The 15610-nt window shown below is 67.1% G+C and carries 15 protein-coding genes; 11 read left to right on the top strand and 4 right to left on the bottom strand.

Going from position 1 to position 15610, the window contains the following annotated elements; translation table 11 throughout:
• Window positions 1–51: 51 nt before the first annotated feature.
• Window positions 52–366, top strand: a complete 315-nt coding sequence (locus tag U5760_RS13230) for a thioredoxin family protein (protein ID WP_322012309.1) — start codon at window positions 52–54, stop codon at window positions 364–366.
• An 82-nt stretch (window positions 367–448) separates the two neighbouring features.
• Here U5760_RS13230 and hpaR read toward each other — a convergent pair whose 3' ends face one another.
• Complete coding sequence (gene hpaR, locus U5760_RS13225; protein WP_322012807.1) at window positions 449–844, bottom strand: homoprotocatechuate degradation operon regulator HpaR; 396 nt, start codon at window positions 842–844, stop codon at window positions 449–451.
• Window positions 845–1039: 195 nt separating this feature from the next.
• Here hpaR and U5760_RS13220 point away from each other — a divergent pair, with 195 nt between their 5' ends.
• Genes U5760_RS13220 through hpaI form a run of 7 tightly spaced genes read left to right on the top strand, consistent with a single transcriptional unit; the run spans window position 1040 to window position 6957 of the window.
• On the top strand, window positions 1040–1819 hold the full coding sequence (locus U5760_RS13220; RefSeq protein WP_322012308.1) for a fumarylacetoacetate hydrolase family protein: 780 nt from the start codon (window positions 1040–1042) through the stop codon (window positions 1817–1819).
• Window positions 1816–2583 (top strand): fumarylacetoacetate hydrolase family protein, encoded by a 768-nt coding sequence (locus U5760_RS13215; RefSeq protein WP_322012307.1) that lies wholly within the window; start codon window positions 1816–1818, stop codon window positions 2581–2583. The genes U5760_RS13220 and U5760_RS13215 overlap by 4 nt, the downstream gene beginning before the upstream one ends.
• Window positions 2584–2590: 7 nt before the next feature.
• Window positions 2591–4048, top strand: a complete 1458-nt coding sequence (gene hpaE / locus U5760_RS13210; protein ID WP_322012306.1) for a 5-carboxymethyl-2-hydroxymuconate semialdehyde dehydrogenase — start codon at window positions 2591–2593, stop codon at window positions 4046–4048.
• Window positions 4048–4911 carry a 3,4-dihydroxyphenylacetate 2,3-dioxygenase gene (gene hpaD, locus U5760_RS13205; RefSeq protein ID WP_322012806.1) on the top strand — a complete coding sequence of 288 codons (864 nt, stop codon included), beginning with the start codon at window positions 4048–4050 and terminating at the stop codon, window positions 4909–4911. The genes hpaE and hpaD overlap by 1 nt, the downstream gene beginning before the upstream one ends.
• Window positions 4912–4929: 18 nt before the next feature.
• Window positions 4930–5331 carry a 5-carboxymethyl-2-hydroxymuconate Delta-isomerase gene (locus U5760_RS13200; protein ID WP_322012305.1) on the top strand — a complete coding sequence of 134 codons (402 nt, stop codon included), beginning with the start codon at window positions 4930–4932 and terminating at the stop codon, window positions 5329–5331.
• 26 nt (window positions 5332–5357) lie between these two features.
• Window positions 5358–6161 (top strand): 2-oxo-hept-4-ene-1,7-dioate hydratase, encoded by an 804-nt coding sequence (gene hpaH, locus U5760_RS13195; protein ID WP_322012304.1) that lies wholly within the window; start codon window positions 5358–5360, stop codon window positions 6159–6161.
• Window positions 6162–6180: 19 nt separating this feature from the next.
• Complete coding sequence (hpaI, locus tag U5760_RS13190; protein WP_322012303.1) at window positions 6181–6957, top strand: 4-hydroxy-2-oxoheptanedioate aldolase; 777 nt, start codon at window positions 6181–6183, stop codon at window positions 6955–6957.
• 36 nt (window positions 6958–6993) lie between these two features.
• Here the strand turns inward: hpaI and U5760_RS13185 are convergent, their stop codons facing one another.
• A complete protein-coding gene (locus U5760_RS13185; RefSeq protein WP_322012301.1) occupies window positions 6994–7437 on the bottom strand; it encodes a MarR family winged helix-turn-helix transcriptional regulator in 444 nt (147 codons plus the stop codon).
• 181 nt (window positions 7438–7618) lie between these two features.
• Between U5760_RS13185 and U5760_RS13180 the strand changes: the two genes are divergently transcribed.
• A complete protein-coding gene (locus tag U5760_RS13180) occupies window positions 7619–8389 on the top strand; it encodes a class II aldolase/adducin family protein (RefSeq protein WP_322012300.1) in 771 nt (256 codons plus the stop codon).
• A gap of 3 nt (window positions 8390–8392) precedes the next feature.
• Window positions 8393–9400, top strand: coding sequence for a 2-dehydropantoate 2-reductase (locus U5760_RS13175; protein ID WP_322012299.1), 1008 nt, complete (start codon window positions 8393–8395; stop codon window positions 9398–9400).
• A 42-nt stretch (window positions 9401–9442) separates the two neighbouring features.
• On the opposite strand, the gene U5760_RS13170 is transcribed toward U5760_RS13175, so the two are convergent.
• Window positions 9443–10732, bottom strand: a complete 1290-nt coding sequence (locus tag U5760_RS13170) for an MFS transporter (RefSeq protein WP_322012298.1) — start codon at window positions 10730–10732, stop codon at window positions 9443–9445.
• A 548-nt stretch (window positions 10733–11280) separates the two neighbouring features.
• Between U5760_RS13170 and U5760_RS13160 the strand changes: the two genes are divergently transcribed.
• Window positions 11281–13944, top strand: coding sequence for a mechanosensitive ion channel family protein (locus U5760_RS13160; protein WP_322012296.1), 2664 nt, complete (start codon window positions 11281–11283; stop codon window positions 13942–13944).
• A gap of 317 nt (window positions 13945–14261) precedes the next feature.
• On the opposite strand, the gene U5760_RS13155 is transcribed toward U5760_RS13160, so the two are convergent.
• Window positions 14262–15602, bottom strand: coding sequence for a nitrate/sulfonate/bicarbonate ABC transporter ATP-binding protein (locus U5760_RS13155; RefSeq protein WP_322012295.1), 1341 nt, complete (start codon window positions 15600–15602; stop codon window positions 14262–14264).
• Window positions 15603–15610: the final 8 nt, after the last annotated feature.

Raw genomic sequence — 15610 nt, 5'->3', positions numbered from 1 at the left:
TTGCGGTATCGTATGAAGCTGTCACGGAGTCAACCCACGAGGGAAGCCACGATGAGCTATGCCACGAACGCCCCCGCGCGCAAAGAAGTCGATGCCATGACCGGCCCGGCCGTGCTGGAATTCGGCACGAACTGGTGCGGCTATTGCCAGGGTGCGCAGCCGCTGATCGGTGCCGCGTTCGCCCAGCATCCCGAAGTGCGTCATCTGAAAGTGGAAGACGGCCCGGGCCGTGCGCTTGGCCGCTCGTTCCGCGTGAAGCTTTGGCCCACGCTGATCTTCCTGCGCGACGGTGTGGAAGTGGCGCGCATCGTGCGCCCTACCAAGGCCTTTGAACTCGACGATGCATTCGCCGCGCTCGAGCGGTAACTCCGGCGCTCAGGTTCGCCCGTTGCTCCCGTAAGCTCTCACCTTCGCGCGCTGTCCGGCGGCGCCTTTTGTATCGGTGCGGCTACTCCAGCCCTGCGAGCAGATCGTCTATCGCGCGATACACGCGCTCCACCACGTCCCGCCCCACTTCCTCTTCGAGCGCCGCATAACGCGCTTCGAGCTCCTTCGAAATCGCTTTCACGAGGTGATGGCTTTTCTTCGTCAGCGAGACGAGCACGCGCCGCTGGTCCTCGGCAAAACGTTCCTTCGTCACGAGACCCAGCGATTCCATGCGCGCCAGCACGCCGGCCATGCTCGGGCTCGAAATCGTGCACAGATCGGAAATCTGCCGCGGCTCCAGCGGCCCGCTTTCGTTGAGCGCGCGAATCACGCGCCATTGCTGCTCCGTGAGGCCGTGCGCGGTAATGAGCGGGCGAAAACGCTCCATCATTTTTTCGCGGGCGCGCAGGAGCAGCATCGGCAGGTTGCGGTGCGCCACGCGGATGGAAGACGGCGAAGTATCGGACATGATGGTCTGGGTTCAGGCGGGCGATTTCTGCGAGCGATGGCTCCCAGGGGAAACCCGCGAATCCCGTATCGACGGGTTGACGACGGATCATAGCAAGCGCAACATCGCTAACATATTAGTATTTTCGTGGAAGCGAAGCGAGCCATGTTTTCAGTAGCCGATCATCTGCTTCATAGGGAAGGCGAAGCACTGCCGCGCGACGTGAGCGCCGGCGCCGTACGGGCGCTGCTTGCCGGCGGGGCGCGGTGCCGCGCGCCGGTGAGCGGCGCGGTCTACGGCACGCTGCTCAACGACCGTGCCGCGCTCGCAGCGCTGGGCGACGCCGTGAATGCGCCGCCGTACAAGGCACCGCCGCGCGCGCCCATTCTCTATCTCAAGCCGCGCAACACGCTCGCCGGACATGGCGCACGCGTCGCGGTGCCGGGCGAGGAAGGCGTGCAGGTGGGCGCATCGCTTGGCATCGTGATCGGGCGAACGGCTGCGCGCATTGACGCCCGCGAAGCGTTCGATTACATCGCGGGCTATACGCTCGTCGCCGATCTGAGCGTGCCGCATGCAAGCGTCTATCGGCCATCGGTGCGCTTTCGCGCGCGCGACAACTTCTGCGTGATCGGTCCCGCCATCGTCGCGCGCGCTCACGTCGCCCATCCCGACGATCTGGCGATTACCGTGCAGCTTGCGGGCAAAGCGCCGTTCACCGCCAGCACCGCCACCAACGTGCGCGGCGTCGCGCAACTGCTCGAAGACGTGACCGACTTCATGACGCTCCAGGCCGGCGACATCATCACGCTGGGCGTGCCGCACGATGCGCCCATAGCAAAAGCCGGCGCGCGCGCCACGCTCGCCATCGGCGACTGGGCGCCACTCGCCATCGACTTCGTCGCGCCGGAAGCGGCGGCACACACACAGGGAGCCGAGGCATGATGCGCGGTCGCGTGGCCTATGCAGGCGCCATTCACGAAGCGACGCCCGAAGGCGATCGCGTGCGGCTCGCCGACGGCCGCGTGCGCGACGAGCACGAACTCGTGTGGCTCGCACCCTTCGAGCCCGGCACGATCTTCGCGCTCGGTCTGAACTATGCCGAACACGCAAAGGAGTTGGCGTTCTCGAAACAGGAGGAGCCGCTCGTCTTCCTCAAGGGGCCGGGCAGCGTGATCGGCCATCGCGGCGTCACGCGCCGTCCCGACGATGTCACCTTCATGCACTACGAGTGCGAGCTTGCCGTGGTGATCGGCCACACCGCGCAACAGGTGCAGCGCGCGGACGCCATGCAGCACGTGGCCGGCTACACGATCGCGAACGACTACGCGATCCGCGACTACCTGGAAAACTACTACCGCCCGAACCTGCGCGTGAAGAACCGCGACGGCGGCACGGTGCTCGGCCCCTGGTTCGTCGATGCGGCCGACATTGCCGACGTCAACGCGCTGGAGCTGCGCACCTTCGTGAACGGCGAGCTCAGGCAGCGCGGCAGTACGCGCGATCTGGTGACGGGCATCGCCGAACTGATCGAATATCTCAGCAGCTTCATGACGCTCGCCCCCGGCGACGTCATCCTGACCGGCACGCCGGAAGGCGTCGTCAACGTGAACGCGGGCGACGAAGTGGTCTGCGAAATCGACGGCCTGGGCCGTCTTGTCAACAGAATCGCGTCCGACGCCGAATTCGGCCGCGCCACGCCAAGGTAAGAGAACCATGCGAGTCGAACATCTGATCAATGGCGCGGCGCACGCCAGCCGCGACTACTTCGAAACCGTGAATCCCGCGACCCAGGAAGTCCTGGCCGAAGTCGCGCGCGGCGGCGCGGCGGAAATCGACCTCGCGGTGCGCGCGGCCAAAGACGCGTTCCCCGCCTGGGCCGCGAAACCCGCCGCGGAACGCGCGAAGGCCGTGCGCAAGCTGGGCGAACTGATCGCGAAGAACGTGCCCGAAATCGCGCAGACAGAAACGAAGGACACGGGCCAGACCATTTCGCAAACGGGCAAGCAACTGGTGCCACGCGCCGCCGACAACTTCAGCTACTTCGCCGAAGTCTGCACCGCCGTGGACGGCCACACCTATCCCACCAGCACGCATCTGAACTACACGCTGTTTCATCCGGTCGGCGTATGCGCGCTGATCTCGCCCTGGAACGTGCCGTTCATGACGGCCACGTGGAAGGTCGCGCCGTGCCTCGCATTCGGCAACACGGCCGTGCTCAAGATGAGCGAACTCTCGCCGCTCACGGCTGCGATGCTCGGCCAGCTCGCGCTCGAAGTGGGCATCCCGGCCGGCGTGCTGAACGTCGTGCATGGCTACGGCAAGGAAACCGGCGAACCGCTCGTCGCGCATCCGGACGTGCGTGCGGTGTCCTTCACCGGTTCGACCGCCACCGGCAACCGTATCGTGCAGACGGCGGGCCTGAAGAAGTTCTCGATGGAGCTGGGCGGCAAGTCGCCGTTCGTGATTTTCGACGACGCCGATTTCGAGCGCGCGCTCGACGCCGCCGTCTTCATGATCTTCTCGAACAACGGCGAGCGCTGCACCGCGGGCTCGCGCATACTCGTGCAGCGTTCGATCTATGCGAAGTTCGCCGAGCGCTTCGTCGAGCGTGCGAAACGCATTACCGTGGGCGATCCGCTCGACGAGAAGACCCTGGTGGGTCCGATGATCAGCCAGGGACATCTCGCGAAGGTACGCAGCTATATCGAGCTGGGGCCGAAAGAAGGGGCGACGCTCGCGTGCGGCGGCCTCGATGCGCCCGCGCTGCCCGACGCCATGAAGAAGGGCAACTTCGTGCAGCCCACCGTGTTCGTGGACGTGGACAACCGCATGCGCATCGCACAGGAAGAGATCTTCGGGCCGGTGGCCTGCCTGATCCCGTTCGACGACGAAGCCGAAGCGATTCACCTCGCCAACGACGTCGCCTACGGCCTGTCCAGTTACGTGTGGACCGAAAACACGGGCCGCGCGCTGCGCGTGGCGGCCGCCATCGAAGCGGGCATGTGCTTCGTGAACAGCCAGAACGTGCGCGACCTGCGCCAGCCCTTCGGCGGCACGAAGGCGTCGGGGGTGGGACGCGAGGGCGGGACCTGGAGCTACGAAGTCTTTCTCGAGCCGAAGAACGTGTGCGTTTCGATGGGCTCGCACCCCATTCCGCACTGGGGCGCATGATGGGCAAACTCGCGCTGGCCGCCAAGGTGACGCACGTGCCGTCGCTGTATCTGTCCGAACTCGACGGGCCGCACAAGGGCTGCCGCCAGGCCGCCATCGACGGGCATCACGAGATCGGCCGCCGCTGCCGCGAACTCGGTGTCGATACGATCGTCGTGTTCGACGTGCACTGGCTCGTCAACAGCGAATATCACATCAACTGCGCGCCGCATTTCGAAGGCGTCTATACGAGCAACGAGCTGCCGCATTTCATCAAGAACATGCGCTACGCCTACCCCGGCAACGTCGAGCTAGGCCATCTGATCGCCGACGTCGCCAACGAAATGGGCGTGAAAAGCCGCGCGCATAGCGAGACCACGCTCGACCTCGAATACGGCACGCTCGTACCCATGCGCTACATGAACGGCGACCAGCACTTCCGCTGCGTTTCGGTGGCCGGCTGGTGCATGTGGCACGACCTCGCCACGAGCGCGCGCTTCGGCCTTGCCGTGCGGCGCGCAATCGAAACGCGCTACGACGGCACGGTCGCGATCCTCGCGAGCGGCTCGCTCAGCCATCACTTCGCGAACAACGGCACGGCCGAACAGTTCATGCACAAGGTCTGGGACCCCTTCCTCGAAGAAACGGACCGCCATGTGGTCTCGCTCTGGGAACGCGGCGACTGGAAAACCTTCTGCGACATGCTGCCGATGTACAACGAGAAGTGCTGGGGCGAGGGCGGCATGCACGACACCGCCATGCTGCTGGGCGCACTCGGCTGGGACCGCTACGAAGGCCGCGCCGAAATCGTCACGCCTTACTTCGGCAGTTCCGGCACCGGGCAGATCAATGCGATCCTGCCGGTCACGCCGCTACCCGTCTGAACCGCGGAGCACGCCATCATGCCGCATCTCACCCTCGAATACAGCGCCAATCTCGCCGACGAAACCAGTCTGGGCGAACTGTGCGCCACGCTGGCGCAGGTCCTCGACGCGCAACGCGACGAAGCCGGCGCACGCGTTTATCCGCGCGGCGGCATCCGCACGCGCGCGCTGCGTTGCGAGCAGTACTTCGTTGCGGACGGCGATCCGCAGAACGCCTTCGTGCACGGTTGCCTGAAGATCGGCGCGGGCCGCTCGCCCGAGGTGCGCCGGGCAACGGGCAATGCGCTCTTCGAAGCCATCAAGCTGCACTTCGCGCAGGCGTTTGCCACGCGCGGCCTCGCGCTTTCGCTGGAGATCGTCGAATTCAGCGAGGAAGGCGCCTGGAAGCACAACAACCTGCATGCCCGCCTGAAAACCTGAATCCTCGCTCGCACCGGACTTTCGACATGCTAGACCAGCAGACTATCCGCGAACTGGCCGCCCAGCTCGACGAAGCGCAACGCAAGCGCACGCAGCTGCGCCACTTCTCGCGCGCACACCCCGAGATGACGATCGACGACGGCTACGCCATCCAGCGCGAGTGGGTCAAGCTCAAGCTCGCCGCGGGACATGCCATCAAGGGCCGCAAGATCGGCCTCACCTCGCGCGCCATGCAGCGTGCCTCGCAGATCGACGAGCCCGACTATGCGCCGCTCCTCGACAGCATGTTCATCGAAGCCGGCAGCGAGATCCGCGCGGACCGCTTCATCGCGCCGCGTGTGGAGGTGGAACTGGCCTTCGTATTGAGCCGTCCGCTGCAAGGCCCCGGTGTGACGCTGTTCGACGTGCTCGACGCGACCGCCTACGTCACGCCCGCCATCGAGATCATCGATGCGCGCATCGAGCAGTTCGACCGCGAAACGAAGGCGCCGCGCAAGGTGTTCGACACCATCGCCGATTTCGCCGCGAACGCAGGCGTCGTGCTGGGCGGGCGCCCGGTGAAGCCGCTCGACGTCGATCTGCGCTGGGTAGGTGCACTGCTCTACAAGAACGGCGCGGTGGAAGAAAGCGGGCTGGCCGCCGCCGTGCTCAACCATCCGGCTACGGGCGTGGTGTGGCTCGCCAACAAGATCGGCCGCCACGACGAAAGGCTCGAAGCCGGAGACGTGATTCTGAGCGGCTCGTTCACGGCGCCCATTCCGGCGCGCGCGGGCGACACGTTCCATGTCGATTACGGTCCGCTCGGCGGGATCGGTTTCAGCTTCGTCTAACTTCCGGCTCGTTACGCTCATGACCGCACCCGCCAATCCATTCAAGCGCGCGCTCGCACAAGGACAGACGCAGATCGGCCTGTGGGCCGCGCTCGCCGATTCGTACGTCACCGAACTGCTGGCCGGCACGGGTTTCGACTGGCTGCTGATCGACGGCGAGCACGCGCCCAACGATCTGCGCAGCACGCTCGCCCAACTGCAGGCCGTTGCGCCCTACCCCACGCATCCGATCGTGCGGCCCGTGCGCAACGACAGCGCGCTCATCAAGCAGCTACTCGACATCGGCGTGCAAACGCTGCTCGTGCCGATGATCGAGAACGCCGGGGAAGCGCGCGCTGCCGTAGCCGCCACGCGTTACCCGCCGCAAGGCATACGCGGTGTGGGCAGCGCGCTCGCGCGCGCGTCGCGCTGGAATGGCGCGCCGGATTATCTTCACAGCGCCGCCGACGAACTGTGCGTGCTGGTCCAGGTGGAAACGGTAAGCGCGCTTGGCCAGCTCGACGAGATTGCTGCGGTGGAGGGTGTGAACGGCGTCTTCTTCGGGCCGGCCGACCTCAGCGCTTCGATGGGCCTGCTCGGGCAGCCAGGCGCGCCGGCCGTCCGCGAGGCGATTTGCAACGGTATTCGCACCGTGCGCGCGCGCGGTCTGGGCGCCGGGGTGCTGGCCGTCGATCCCGTCGTCGCCGCGGGCTATCTCGAAGCGGGAGCGACGTTCGTCGCGGTAGGCAGCGATGTGGCGTTGCTCGCGCGAAGCGCGAGCGAGCTTGCGGCGCGCTATCGCCCGCGCGCGGCATGAACAGCGCCTGAGCAGCGCCGGGTCGGCGGACTCGCGTTAGTCCGCCTCGCCGCATTGCTCGACGAGCTTTGCGAGCACCGAGCCGAGCACCTCGCGCTCGTGCTCGCTGAGGAAGGAAAGAAATTCGTCGTTGGCCGCCTTCGAAATTGCCGTGGCACGGCGCCACGTGCTGCGGCCCTTCGTCGTGAGCACAACGAGCACGCCGCGCGCATCCGCCTCGTTGGACGTCTTGGCAAGCAGTCCCTTGCGTTCCAGCACATCGGTCGCGCGGCTCGCCTGGCTGCGGTCCAGGTTCGACGCACGGCCAAGATCCGAGACCGAAATCGGTCCGAACGCACCCACGCTGATCAACAGCCGCGCCTCGGTGAGCGTCAGCGAAAGCGACGCCGCGAACGCTTCGGTGAGCGCACGGTCGGTGTGCTTCTTCAGCACGTGCAGCCTGTAGGTGAACAGCTCTTCGATCCCGTTCTTCACCGTCATGATTCGTCTCGTGTCTTTCCGTACCGGCGCCGCGCGCGGCAACGTTCGTTAGCATACCACCGGCACGCACCGCATCCTGCAGCCGTTTCGCGCCGGCTTCGCCCCAAATTTGATGCTTGCACACGCATTTATTCGGAGATAACATCGGCCCCATGACAGCCTGAAATGGAAGGAGACGACCATGAGCATGACGCAAGGCGCGCCGCGCCCCGAGTGGTGCGACGAACAGGAATGGGCCGCGCGCGTGAAGCTCGCGGCGGTGTATCGCGTGTTCCACCTGCTGGGCTGGACCGAGCTGATCTTCAACCACATCACGTTGCGCGTGCCCGGGCCGCACAAGCATTTCCTCATCAATCCGTTCGGCCTGACGTATGACGAAATCAAGGCGTCGAATCTCGTCAAGATCGATCTCGACGGCCGCATCCTGAGCCCGGGCGACTACCCGATCAATCCGGCCGGCTTCGTGATCCACAGCGCGATCCACGCGAACGTGGACGACGCGCACTGCGTGATGCACACGCACACCACGGCGGGGCTCGCGGTCGCGTGCATGGAAGGCGGGCTGTCGTACACCAACTTCTATTCGGCGCAGCTGCACGACATGGTCGCGTATCATGACTTCGAAGGCATCACGGTGCACGACGACGAGAAGTCGCGCATCCTGAAGTCGATGGGCGAGAAGCGGCTGCTCATCCTGCGCAATCATGGCCTGCTCGCGCACGGCATGAGCCTCGCGCATGCGTTCGCGCTGCTGTGGACACTCAATCGCGCCTGCGAAGTTCAGGTGATCACCGACTCGCTGCGCGGCAACCCCATTCCGGTCGATGCCGCCATCGCGGCGCGCGCCACGCGCGACGCGCTGCAATTCTCGCCCGAACATGGCGCGGGCGAGAACGTACTCGCGGCGCTCATCCGCCGGGTCGAGCGGCTCGATCCCTCGTACAAGGAGTAAGCGTTGGCTACCTCGAATTCCGGCATCACCCTCGTCGGCGCAGGCGCGATTGGCGGACTGATCGCAGCGCGGCTGGCGCGTGCGGGCGAAAGCGTCAACGTGCTCGCGCGCGGCGCGCAACTCAAAGCGATCCGCCGCGACGGGCTCACGGTCGTCGAAGGCGAGACGCGCTACACGGTACGCGTGAACGCCACCGACGATGCCGCTGCCCTCGGTGCGCAAAACCTCGTTCTCGTCTGCCTGAAAGGGCAGGCGCTCGTGCAGGCGGCCGCAACGCTCGCGCCCCTCGTCGGGCCGCACACGCACATCGTTTCCGCGATGAACGGCGTGCCCTGGTGGTTCCTCAACGCCTTCGGCGGCGCTTACGCCAATGGCCGGCTCGAAGCGGTCGATCCGGGCGGGGTGGTATCGGCCGCGCTGCCGCCCGCGCAAGCGTCGGGCTGCGTGGTGCATCTGTCTTCGTCGATCGCGGCGCCCGGCGTGATCCGCAAAGGCAACGGCAATCTGCTGATCGTCGGCGCTTCGGCGCCGCACCTGGCTGCCCAGGCGGAAGAAACGCGCGCGCTGCTTGCGCGTGCGGGCTTCGAGGTCGTTGCGCCCGCGTCGATCCAGGGCGAAATCTGGGCCAAGCTGTGGGGCAACATGACGATGAACCCCATCAGCGCGCTCACGCGTTCGACCGCCGACGTGATCCTCGACGATCCGCTCACCGAGAGCCTCGTGGCCGCAGTGATGCGGGAGGCGCGCGCGATCGGCGAGGCCATCGGCATCACGCTTGCGATGACGGTGGAGGAGCGCAGCGCCATTACGCGCAAACTCGGCGCGTTCAAGACCTCGATGCTTCAGGACGTGGAAGCCGGGCGCTCGCTCGAAGTCGACGCCCTGCTGGGCGCGCCTTATGAACTGGCGCAGCGCGCCGGCGTGGCCGCGCCGTCGCTCGGTATGCTGTACGGGCTGGCGCGGCAACTCGATGCGAACCTCGAAGCAATGCGACGGAGTCCGAAGCAATAGCGCGGGCAGCGTGACCTGCACGCTACCCCTTCGTGGCGCCGTTCAATCCTCGAGCGGCTTGCCGGTCAGATCTCGAATGAACGGCAGCGCGAGACACGATACCGCGACGCAACCCATCACGTACCACGCAGGCGCCAGCAGATTGCCGGTGACCTTGACCAGCCACGTGGCGACGGTTTGCGCAAATCCGCCGAACAACGCCACGCCCACCCCATAGACGATGGCCATGCCCGTGGCCCGCACCGCGCGCGGAAACATCTCGGGCAGCACGGTAATCGAAGGCGCCGCCTGCAGTGCCAGCAGCACGCTCAATCCGCCGACCGTCACAAGCAGGCGCCCGGCATCGGGCTCGCTCGTGAGCCACAGAAACGCGGGATAGATCAGCAGCACGACCAGCAGGCGCGGCCAGAAGATCAGCACGCGGCGGCTCAGCCGGTCGGAGAGCCAGCCCGCCACCGGCGCCACGATAATGGTCACCACACCCGAAACCAGCCCGGCCGCCAGCGCCGTCGGCGCAGGCACCTTCAGCTCGTGGATCGCATAGGTCGGCATATAGAACGTGACCACGTAAGCCGTCACCGTCGAGCCGATGGTGAGCAGCGTGCCGAGCGCCGCACGGTCCCAGTGATCGCGCAGCACCGTCACCACCGGCGGGCGCGCTGCGCTCGCCTGCACAGGCACCTCTTCTTCGAGACGCCGCCGGATCCACATGCCGATCGGCGCAATCGCGAGGCCCATCAGGAACGGCACGCGCCAGCCCCAGGCCAGCAGCGTCGCGGGCGAGAGGAAGGTCGTGAGCAGCGCCGCCGTCAAGGCACCCAGCGACACGCCCATGCCCTGGCTCGCAAACTGCCAGCTGCCGAGAAGGCCGCGATTGGCCGGCGTACCCGCCTCGATCAGGAGCGTCGTGGAAGCGCCCACTTCTCCGCCCGCGGAAAAGCCCTGCAGGAGGCGAGCGAACACGATCAGCACTGGTGCCGCCACACCGATCTGCGCATAGGTGGGCGCAAGTCCGATCAGCATGCAGCCCATCGCCATCATGAAGATGGTGAGCGTCATCGCGGGCTTGCGGCCCGCACGGTCGGCATAGGCGCCGATCACGACGCCGCCGAGCGGCCGCATCACGAAACCCACGCCGAAAGTCGCCACCGATGCGAGCAGTTGTCCGTAGCTCGACATGGTGGGAAAGAACAGCTTGCCGATAGTCAGCGCGAAGAAGCTGTAGACCGTGAAGTCGAAATACTCGAGCGCGTTACCCACCGTGGCGGCGACGATCAACTGAGTGCGGCTCAGCTTGTGCTTGCGCACGCCGGCCACGCTGACGCTATTCATGGACGCTCCTCGGGTGAGCCGCTCCGGCCCCGGATGAATGTGGCGTCAACGGTAGCACCCGCATACCTCGACGCGCCACTGATCAAAACCCGTGGCGGCGACCTCTACGGCCTTTCGGCGCGCGGCCCTACCGAGCACATCCGCCAACATCGGAACGCGCATGCCGCCGCGCTCACGGAAGCGAAGCAGCGCATACTCGCGACGTGGCGCGAGAACGGCGCCGGTTAAGCGACACAAGCTGAGCGGCACAAGCGGGACGACGCTGGGCGAGTGCCCGCACCAGCGCCCCTGTGTTCAAAGTGAGTGCATACTTACACGCTCCCCGCCCAGGGACGGACACCCCACGGCGTCTGCCCCGGCTACGGCACAAAATTTGCGAAAGCGTGTCGAATGACCGTCCCGGGCGGGCGGCACCGCCGCCGGCCGCCCAGCACTCTTTTGACGCAATCGACGCCCAACTCCGTTTCCCCATGCAAAGGATCTCCCGCCTCTCCGCTTTGCGTGCCCTGTGCACCCTCCTTCTCGCCGCGCTAGCCTGCTCGCCCTGGATGAGCGCCGCCCGGGCCGCGACCGCCCCCGCCAGCGCCGCGTCCGCCGCCAGTTCCGTCAATCCCGCCGCCCCGGTCGTCCTGACGCCCGCCCAGGCGCACGCCGCACTGCAGGTGCTCGACGACCCGGCCCAGCGCGGCCGCGTGGAAGACACGCTGCGCGCCATTGCCGCGGCCGGCGCACTGGCCACGCCCGCATCGACGCCTGCCGCCAGCGCGCCCGCCTCCGCGACGACCGCGGCAAGCCCCGCGCAATCGGCCTCCGCCGCGCTCGGCGAAGCGCTGCGCTCGAACGGCCTCGTGCTGCAAATCGCGAAGCATGCCGCCCACGGCGCGCAAATCCTGGGCGGCCGACTGCTTCACGCGCGCACGGCGCTATTCGACATCGGCTCGGCGCGCGTGTGGTGGACCGAGCGCCTGTCAACCGGGCAGGGTCACGCCCTGCTGCTCGACCTGCTGCGCGTGCTGCTGCTCACGCTCGCCCCTGCTTTGCTCGTCGATGCCCTGGTCCGCCGCCTGATCGCGCGACCGCATCGCGCCATCGTCGCGCACGCCAAAGCGGCGGCGGCCAATCCGGCGTCTGCCGCAACGGCACCGGCGCCGCGCGAACCCACGGCACCCGCCGGGCGCGCAAACGATGCCGACCGAGCCGGGCAGGAAGACGCCATGCGTGTCGCCGCCGGCATGGAGCCCGCCGATCCCGAGGCCATCGAGGACGCCACCCCGAACACCGGCAGCACGCGTGCCCAGGCCGAAGCCGACGCCACGGCGCGCGCCGCCATCGCCACCATCGCCGCCGCACCGGACACCACGCCCCCGCCCCCCCAGCCGGGCGGCCGCACCGCGCACCACTGGAAGCGCCTGCAACGCCTGCCTGCGGCGCTGCTGCTCGCCTCGCTCGAACTGCTGCCGGTGCTCGCGTTCGGCCTGTGTGCCGCGGGCGTGCTGTCGCTGTTCGGCCCGGGCGATGCCGATCCGGCGGCGGCCGTCGGCGAGCTCGTGGATACCTACGTGATCTGCCGCATCGTCATCGCCGTGGGCGCACTGCTCTTCGCCCCCGACGCCGAGGCCCTGCGCCTCATCCCGTTCTCCGACACCTCCGCCGCGTTCGCGCAACGCTGGACCGTGCGCATCGTCGCGATCGGCGGCGTGGGCGGCCTGCTGAACGCCGCGGTGCCGCTCGGCATGACCGAAGACGCTCACCTCGCGCTCGTCAAGGTCGTCACGCTGATCGGCCACCTCGCGCTCGCCGTCATGATCCTGCAGTGCCGCCGGCCGGTGGCCGCCGCGATCCGCCGCTCGGCGCCGAAGAACGGCTCGCTCGCCTATCTCGCACATTGGTTCGCCGACATCTGGGCCGGCGTGGGCGTGTTCGTCGTGATGGCGCTGTGGCTCGTATGGGCGCTCGACCTGCGCGGCGGCTATCGCGAACTGATGCGCGCGGGCGCCGTCTCGCTTGTCGTGATGCTGCTCGCGCGCGTGGTCGCCATCGTCGCGATGGGCGCGCTCGGCCGCGTGTTCGATCCGCTCGGCAACCGCGACAGCATGACCGTCGCGCAACGCCGCGCATATCGCTACTACCCGATCCTGCGGCGGCTCGCGCTGGCCCTCATCGGGATCGTCACCTTCGACGTGCTGCTGCACGTCTGGGGCCTGCACCCGGGCCGTCTGCTCGTCAATGCGCCGATCGGCCGCCTGCTCGGCTCCGCCATCGTGACGATCCTCGTGGCGATCGTCGTCGCCATCGTGATCTGGGAGGCCGCCAACGGCGCGGCCGAGCGGCGCCTGCAAGCGTGGACCGACGCGGGCGACTACGTGCGCGCCGCCCGGCTGCGCACGCTGCTGCCGATGTTCCGCACCACACTGCTCGTCGCGATCCTCGTGATCGTCGGGCTCACCGCGCTGTCGCAGCTCGGCGTGAACACGGCCCCGCTCATCGCGGGCGCGAGCATCTTCGGCGTGGCGCTCGGCTTCGGCTCGCAAAAGCTCGTGCAGGACTTCATCACCGGCATCTTCCTGCTGACCGAAAACGCCATGCAGGTGGGCGACTGGGTGACGGTGGCGGGCGTTTCGGGCACGGTCGAATTCCTCTCGATCCGCACGGTGCGCCTGCGCGGCGGCGACGGCTCGCTCTACACCGTGCCGTTCAGCTCGGTGACCACCGTCAACAATACGAATCGCGGCATCGGCAATGCGGCCGTGAAGGTGCTGATCGCGCGCGGCGCCGACCTGCAGCGCGCCATCGACACGCTGAAGGAAATCGGCGCCGAACTGCGCAACGAAGACGCCTACAAGGAAGGGATTCTGAGCGACTTCGCCTACTGGGGCGTGGACCAGGTGGACGGATCGAGCGTGACGCTCGTGGGCCAGATCCAGTGCAAGGACTCGGCGCGCTGGGGCGTGCAGCGCGAGTTCAACCGGCGCGTGCTGCTGCGTTTCACGGAGCTCGGCATCGAGCTCGCGAACCCGCAGCGCAACTTCCTCGTCGGGATGCCGGACGGTACCGATGTCGAAGGGCGCCAGGCCGGAAAGTCCGGCGACGCCGAAGCCGACGCAGACGACGAGGCGGATTCCACACCGCGCCGCGCGACGACGCAGCCGGAGCGGCAACCGCGCAACGGATCGTCGGGCGATGGACGCAGCGCGGGGCGCAAGCCGTCGTGATTCGCAGTGGGAGCGCACCGGTTTGCTGTCGAGCCGGTGCGCAGGGAGCGAGCGCCGAACTCACCCTCCCCACTCCCGAAAACCCTCACCTCACGCCACGCCTGAGCGCGGCCCACAACCGCAGACCTGCCGGACTTCCCAGTCCAATCAATGACCTACGTGCGGCTTCGCGGTGCATCGCACAAGACGGCCTGCGCCTCCCGAAGAAGCTCACCCTTGCCGCGACAGGATCCTGAAGCCCGCACGCGCCCAAAATAAAAAAGGCGCCCGCACGGACGCCTTCGAAAACGACACGGGCCGCCAGGCCCGTTTTTCCCTCACGCCTCGACGTCTTCGAGGCTGAAGATTTCCGACTGGTCGTTATACGAGAAGATCTCGCCGTAACGGCCCCAGTCGATCACCGTATCGAGCGTTTCTTCGGCCGCAACGTCGGAGAGGAAATCCTCCAGTTCCTGCTCGAAGCGCACGCGCGGCGCGCGGTGGCCCGGGCGCTCGCCCAGCACCTTCTTGATCCGCGCCGCCAGCGGCACGTTGCGCAGCAAGTGTTCGGCGAACATCATCTTGCGCGCCTGGGTGCCGAACTCGGCAAATACGCGTGCCGGCGGCGTGAGCAGCAGGTCGCCGTCGCGCACGTCCGCGAAGCCGAGCAGTTGCAGCATTTCGGCGATCGGGAACAGGTCGTCCACTTCCAGGTGCAGCGTGCGCGCGATTTCCGGCATGTCGGCGCGGCCATGGTACGGCGCCATCGCGAGCGTCTCGATCAGGCCGGCCATGATGTTGGTCGACACGTTCGGCAGACGGCTGCCCACTTCCAGCTTGCCCTGCTGCGTGGCTTCGGTGGCCTCGCGCGCGGTCATCTTCGCGTAGATCTCGTCGACCAGCTTGCGGAACAGCGGATCGAGACGATTGCGCGGATGCTTGAACGGCACCTTGATTTCCGCCACGATGCGCCCCGGATTCGACGAGAGCACGAGAATGCGGTCGCACATGAACACCGCTTCCTCGATGTTGTGCGTGACGATCAGCATCGACTTGATAGGCATGCGGCCTTGCGTCCACAGGTCGAGCAGGTCGGTGCGCAGCGTTTCGGCGGTCAGCACGTCGAGCGCCGAGAACGGCTCGTCCATCAGCAGCAGCGAAGGATCGACCACGAGCGCGCGCGCAAAACCCACGCGCTGGCGCATGCCGCCCGAAAGCTCGCGCGGATAGGCGTTTTCGAAGCCGTCCAGACCGATCAGGTCGATGGCCGCCAGCGCGCGCTCGCGGCGCTCGCGCGCGCCCACGCCCTGCGCTTCGAGCCCGGCTTCCACGTTTTGCAGCACCGTGAGCCACGGAAAAAGCGCGAAGGTCTGGAACACCATCGAAACGCCTTCGGCCGGCCCCGTGAGCGGCTTGCCGAGCCAGTCCACTTCGCCGCTGCTCGCTTCGATGAGGCCCGAGATGATGCGCAGGAGCGTCGATTTGCCCGAGCCCGAACGGCCCAGCAGCCCGACGATCTCGCCTTCGCGCAGCGAGAGGTTCACGTCTTCGAGCACGAGGCGCTCGTCGTTGGTCTTCGCGAAGCCACGCGAGACGTTGCGCACGGAGAGGACCTCCGCGCCGGCAGTGGGACGCGTCGGCGCGATCAGGTCGGGGGATACGATTTTAGGATTCAACATGGCGTTCT

It is taken from the genome of Paraburkholderia sp. J12 (assembly GCF_905220215.1).
Taxonomy (GTDB): Bacteria; Pseudomonadota; Gammaproteobacteria; order Burkholderiales; family Burkholderiaceae; genus Paraburkholderia.
The sequence above is the reverse complement of the archived record's forward strand: the minus strand, read 5'-3'. Positions and strand labels throughout refer to the sequence as shown.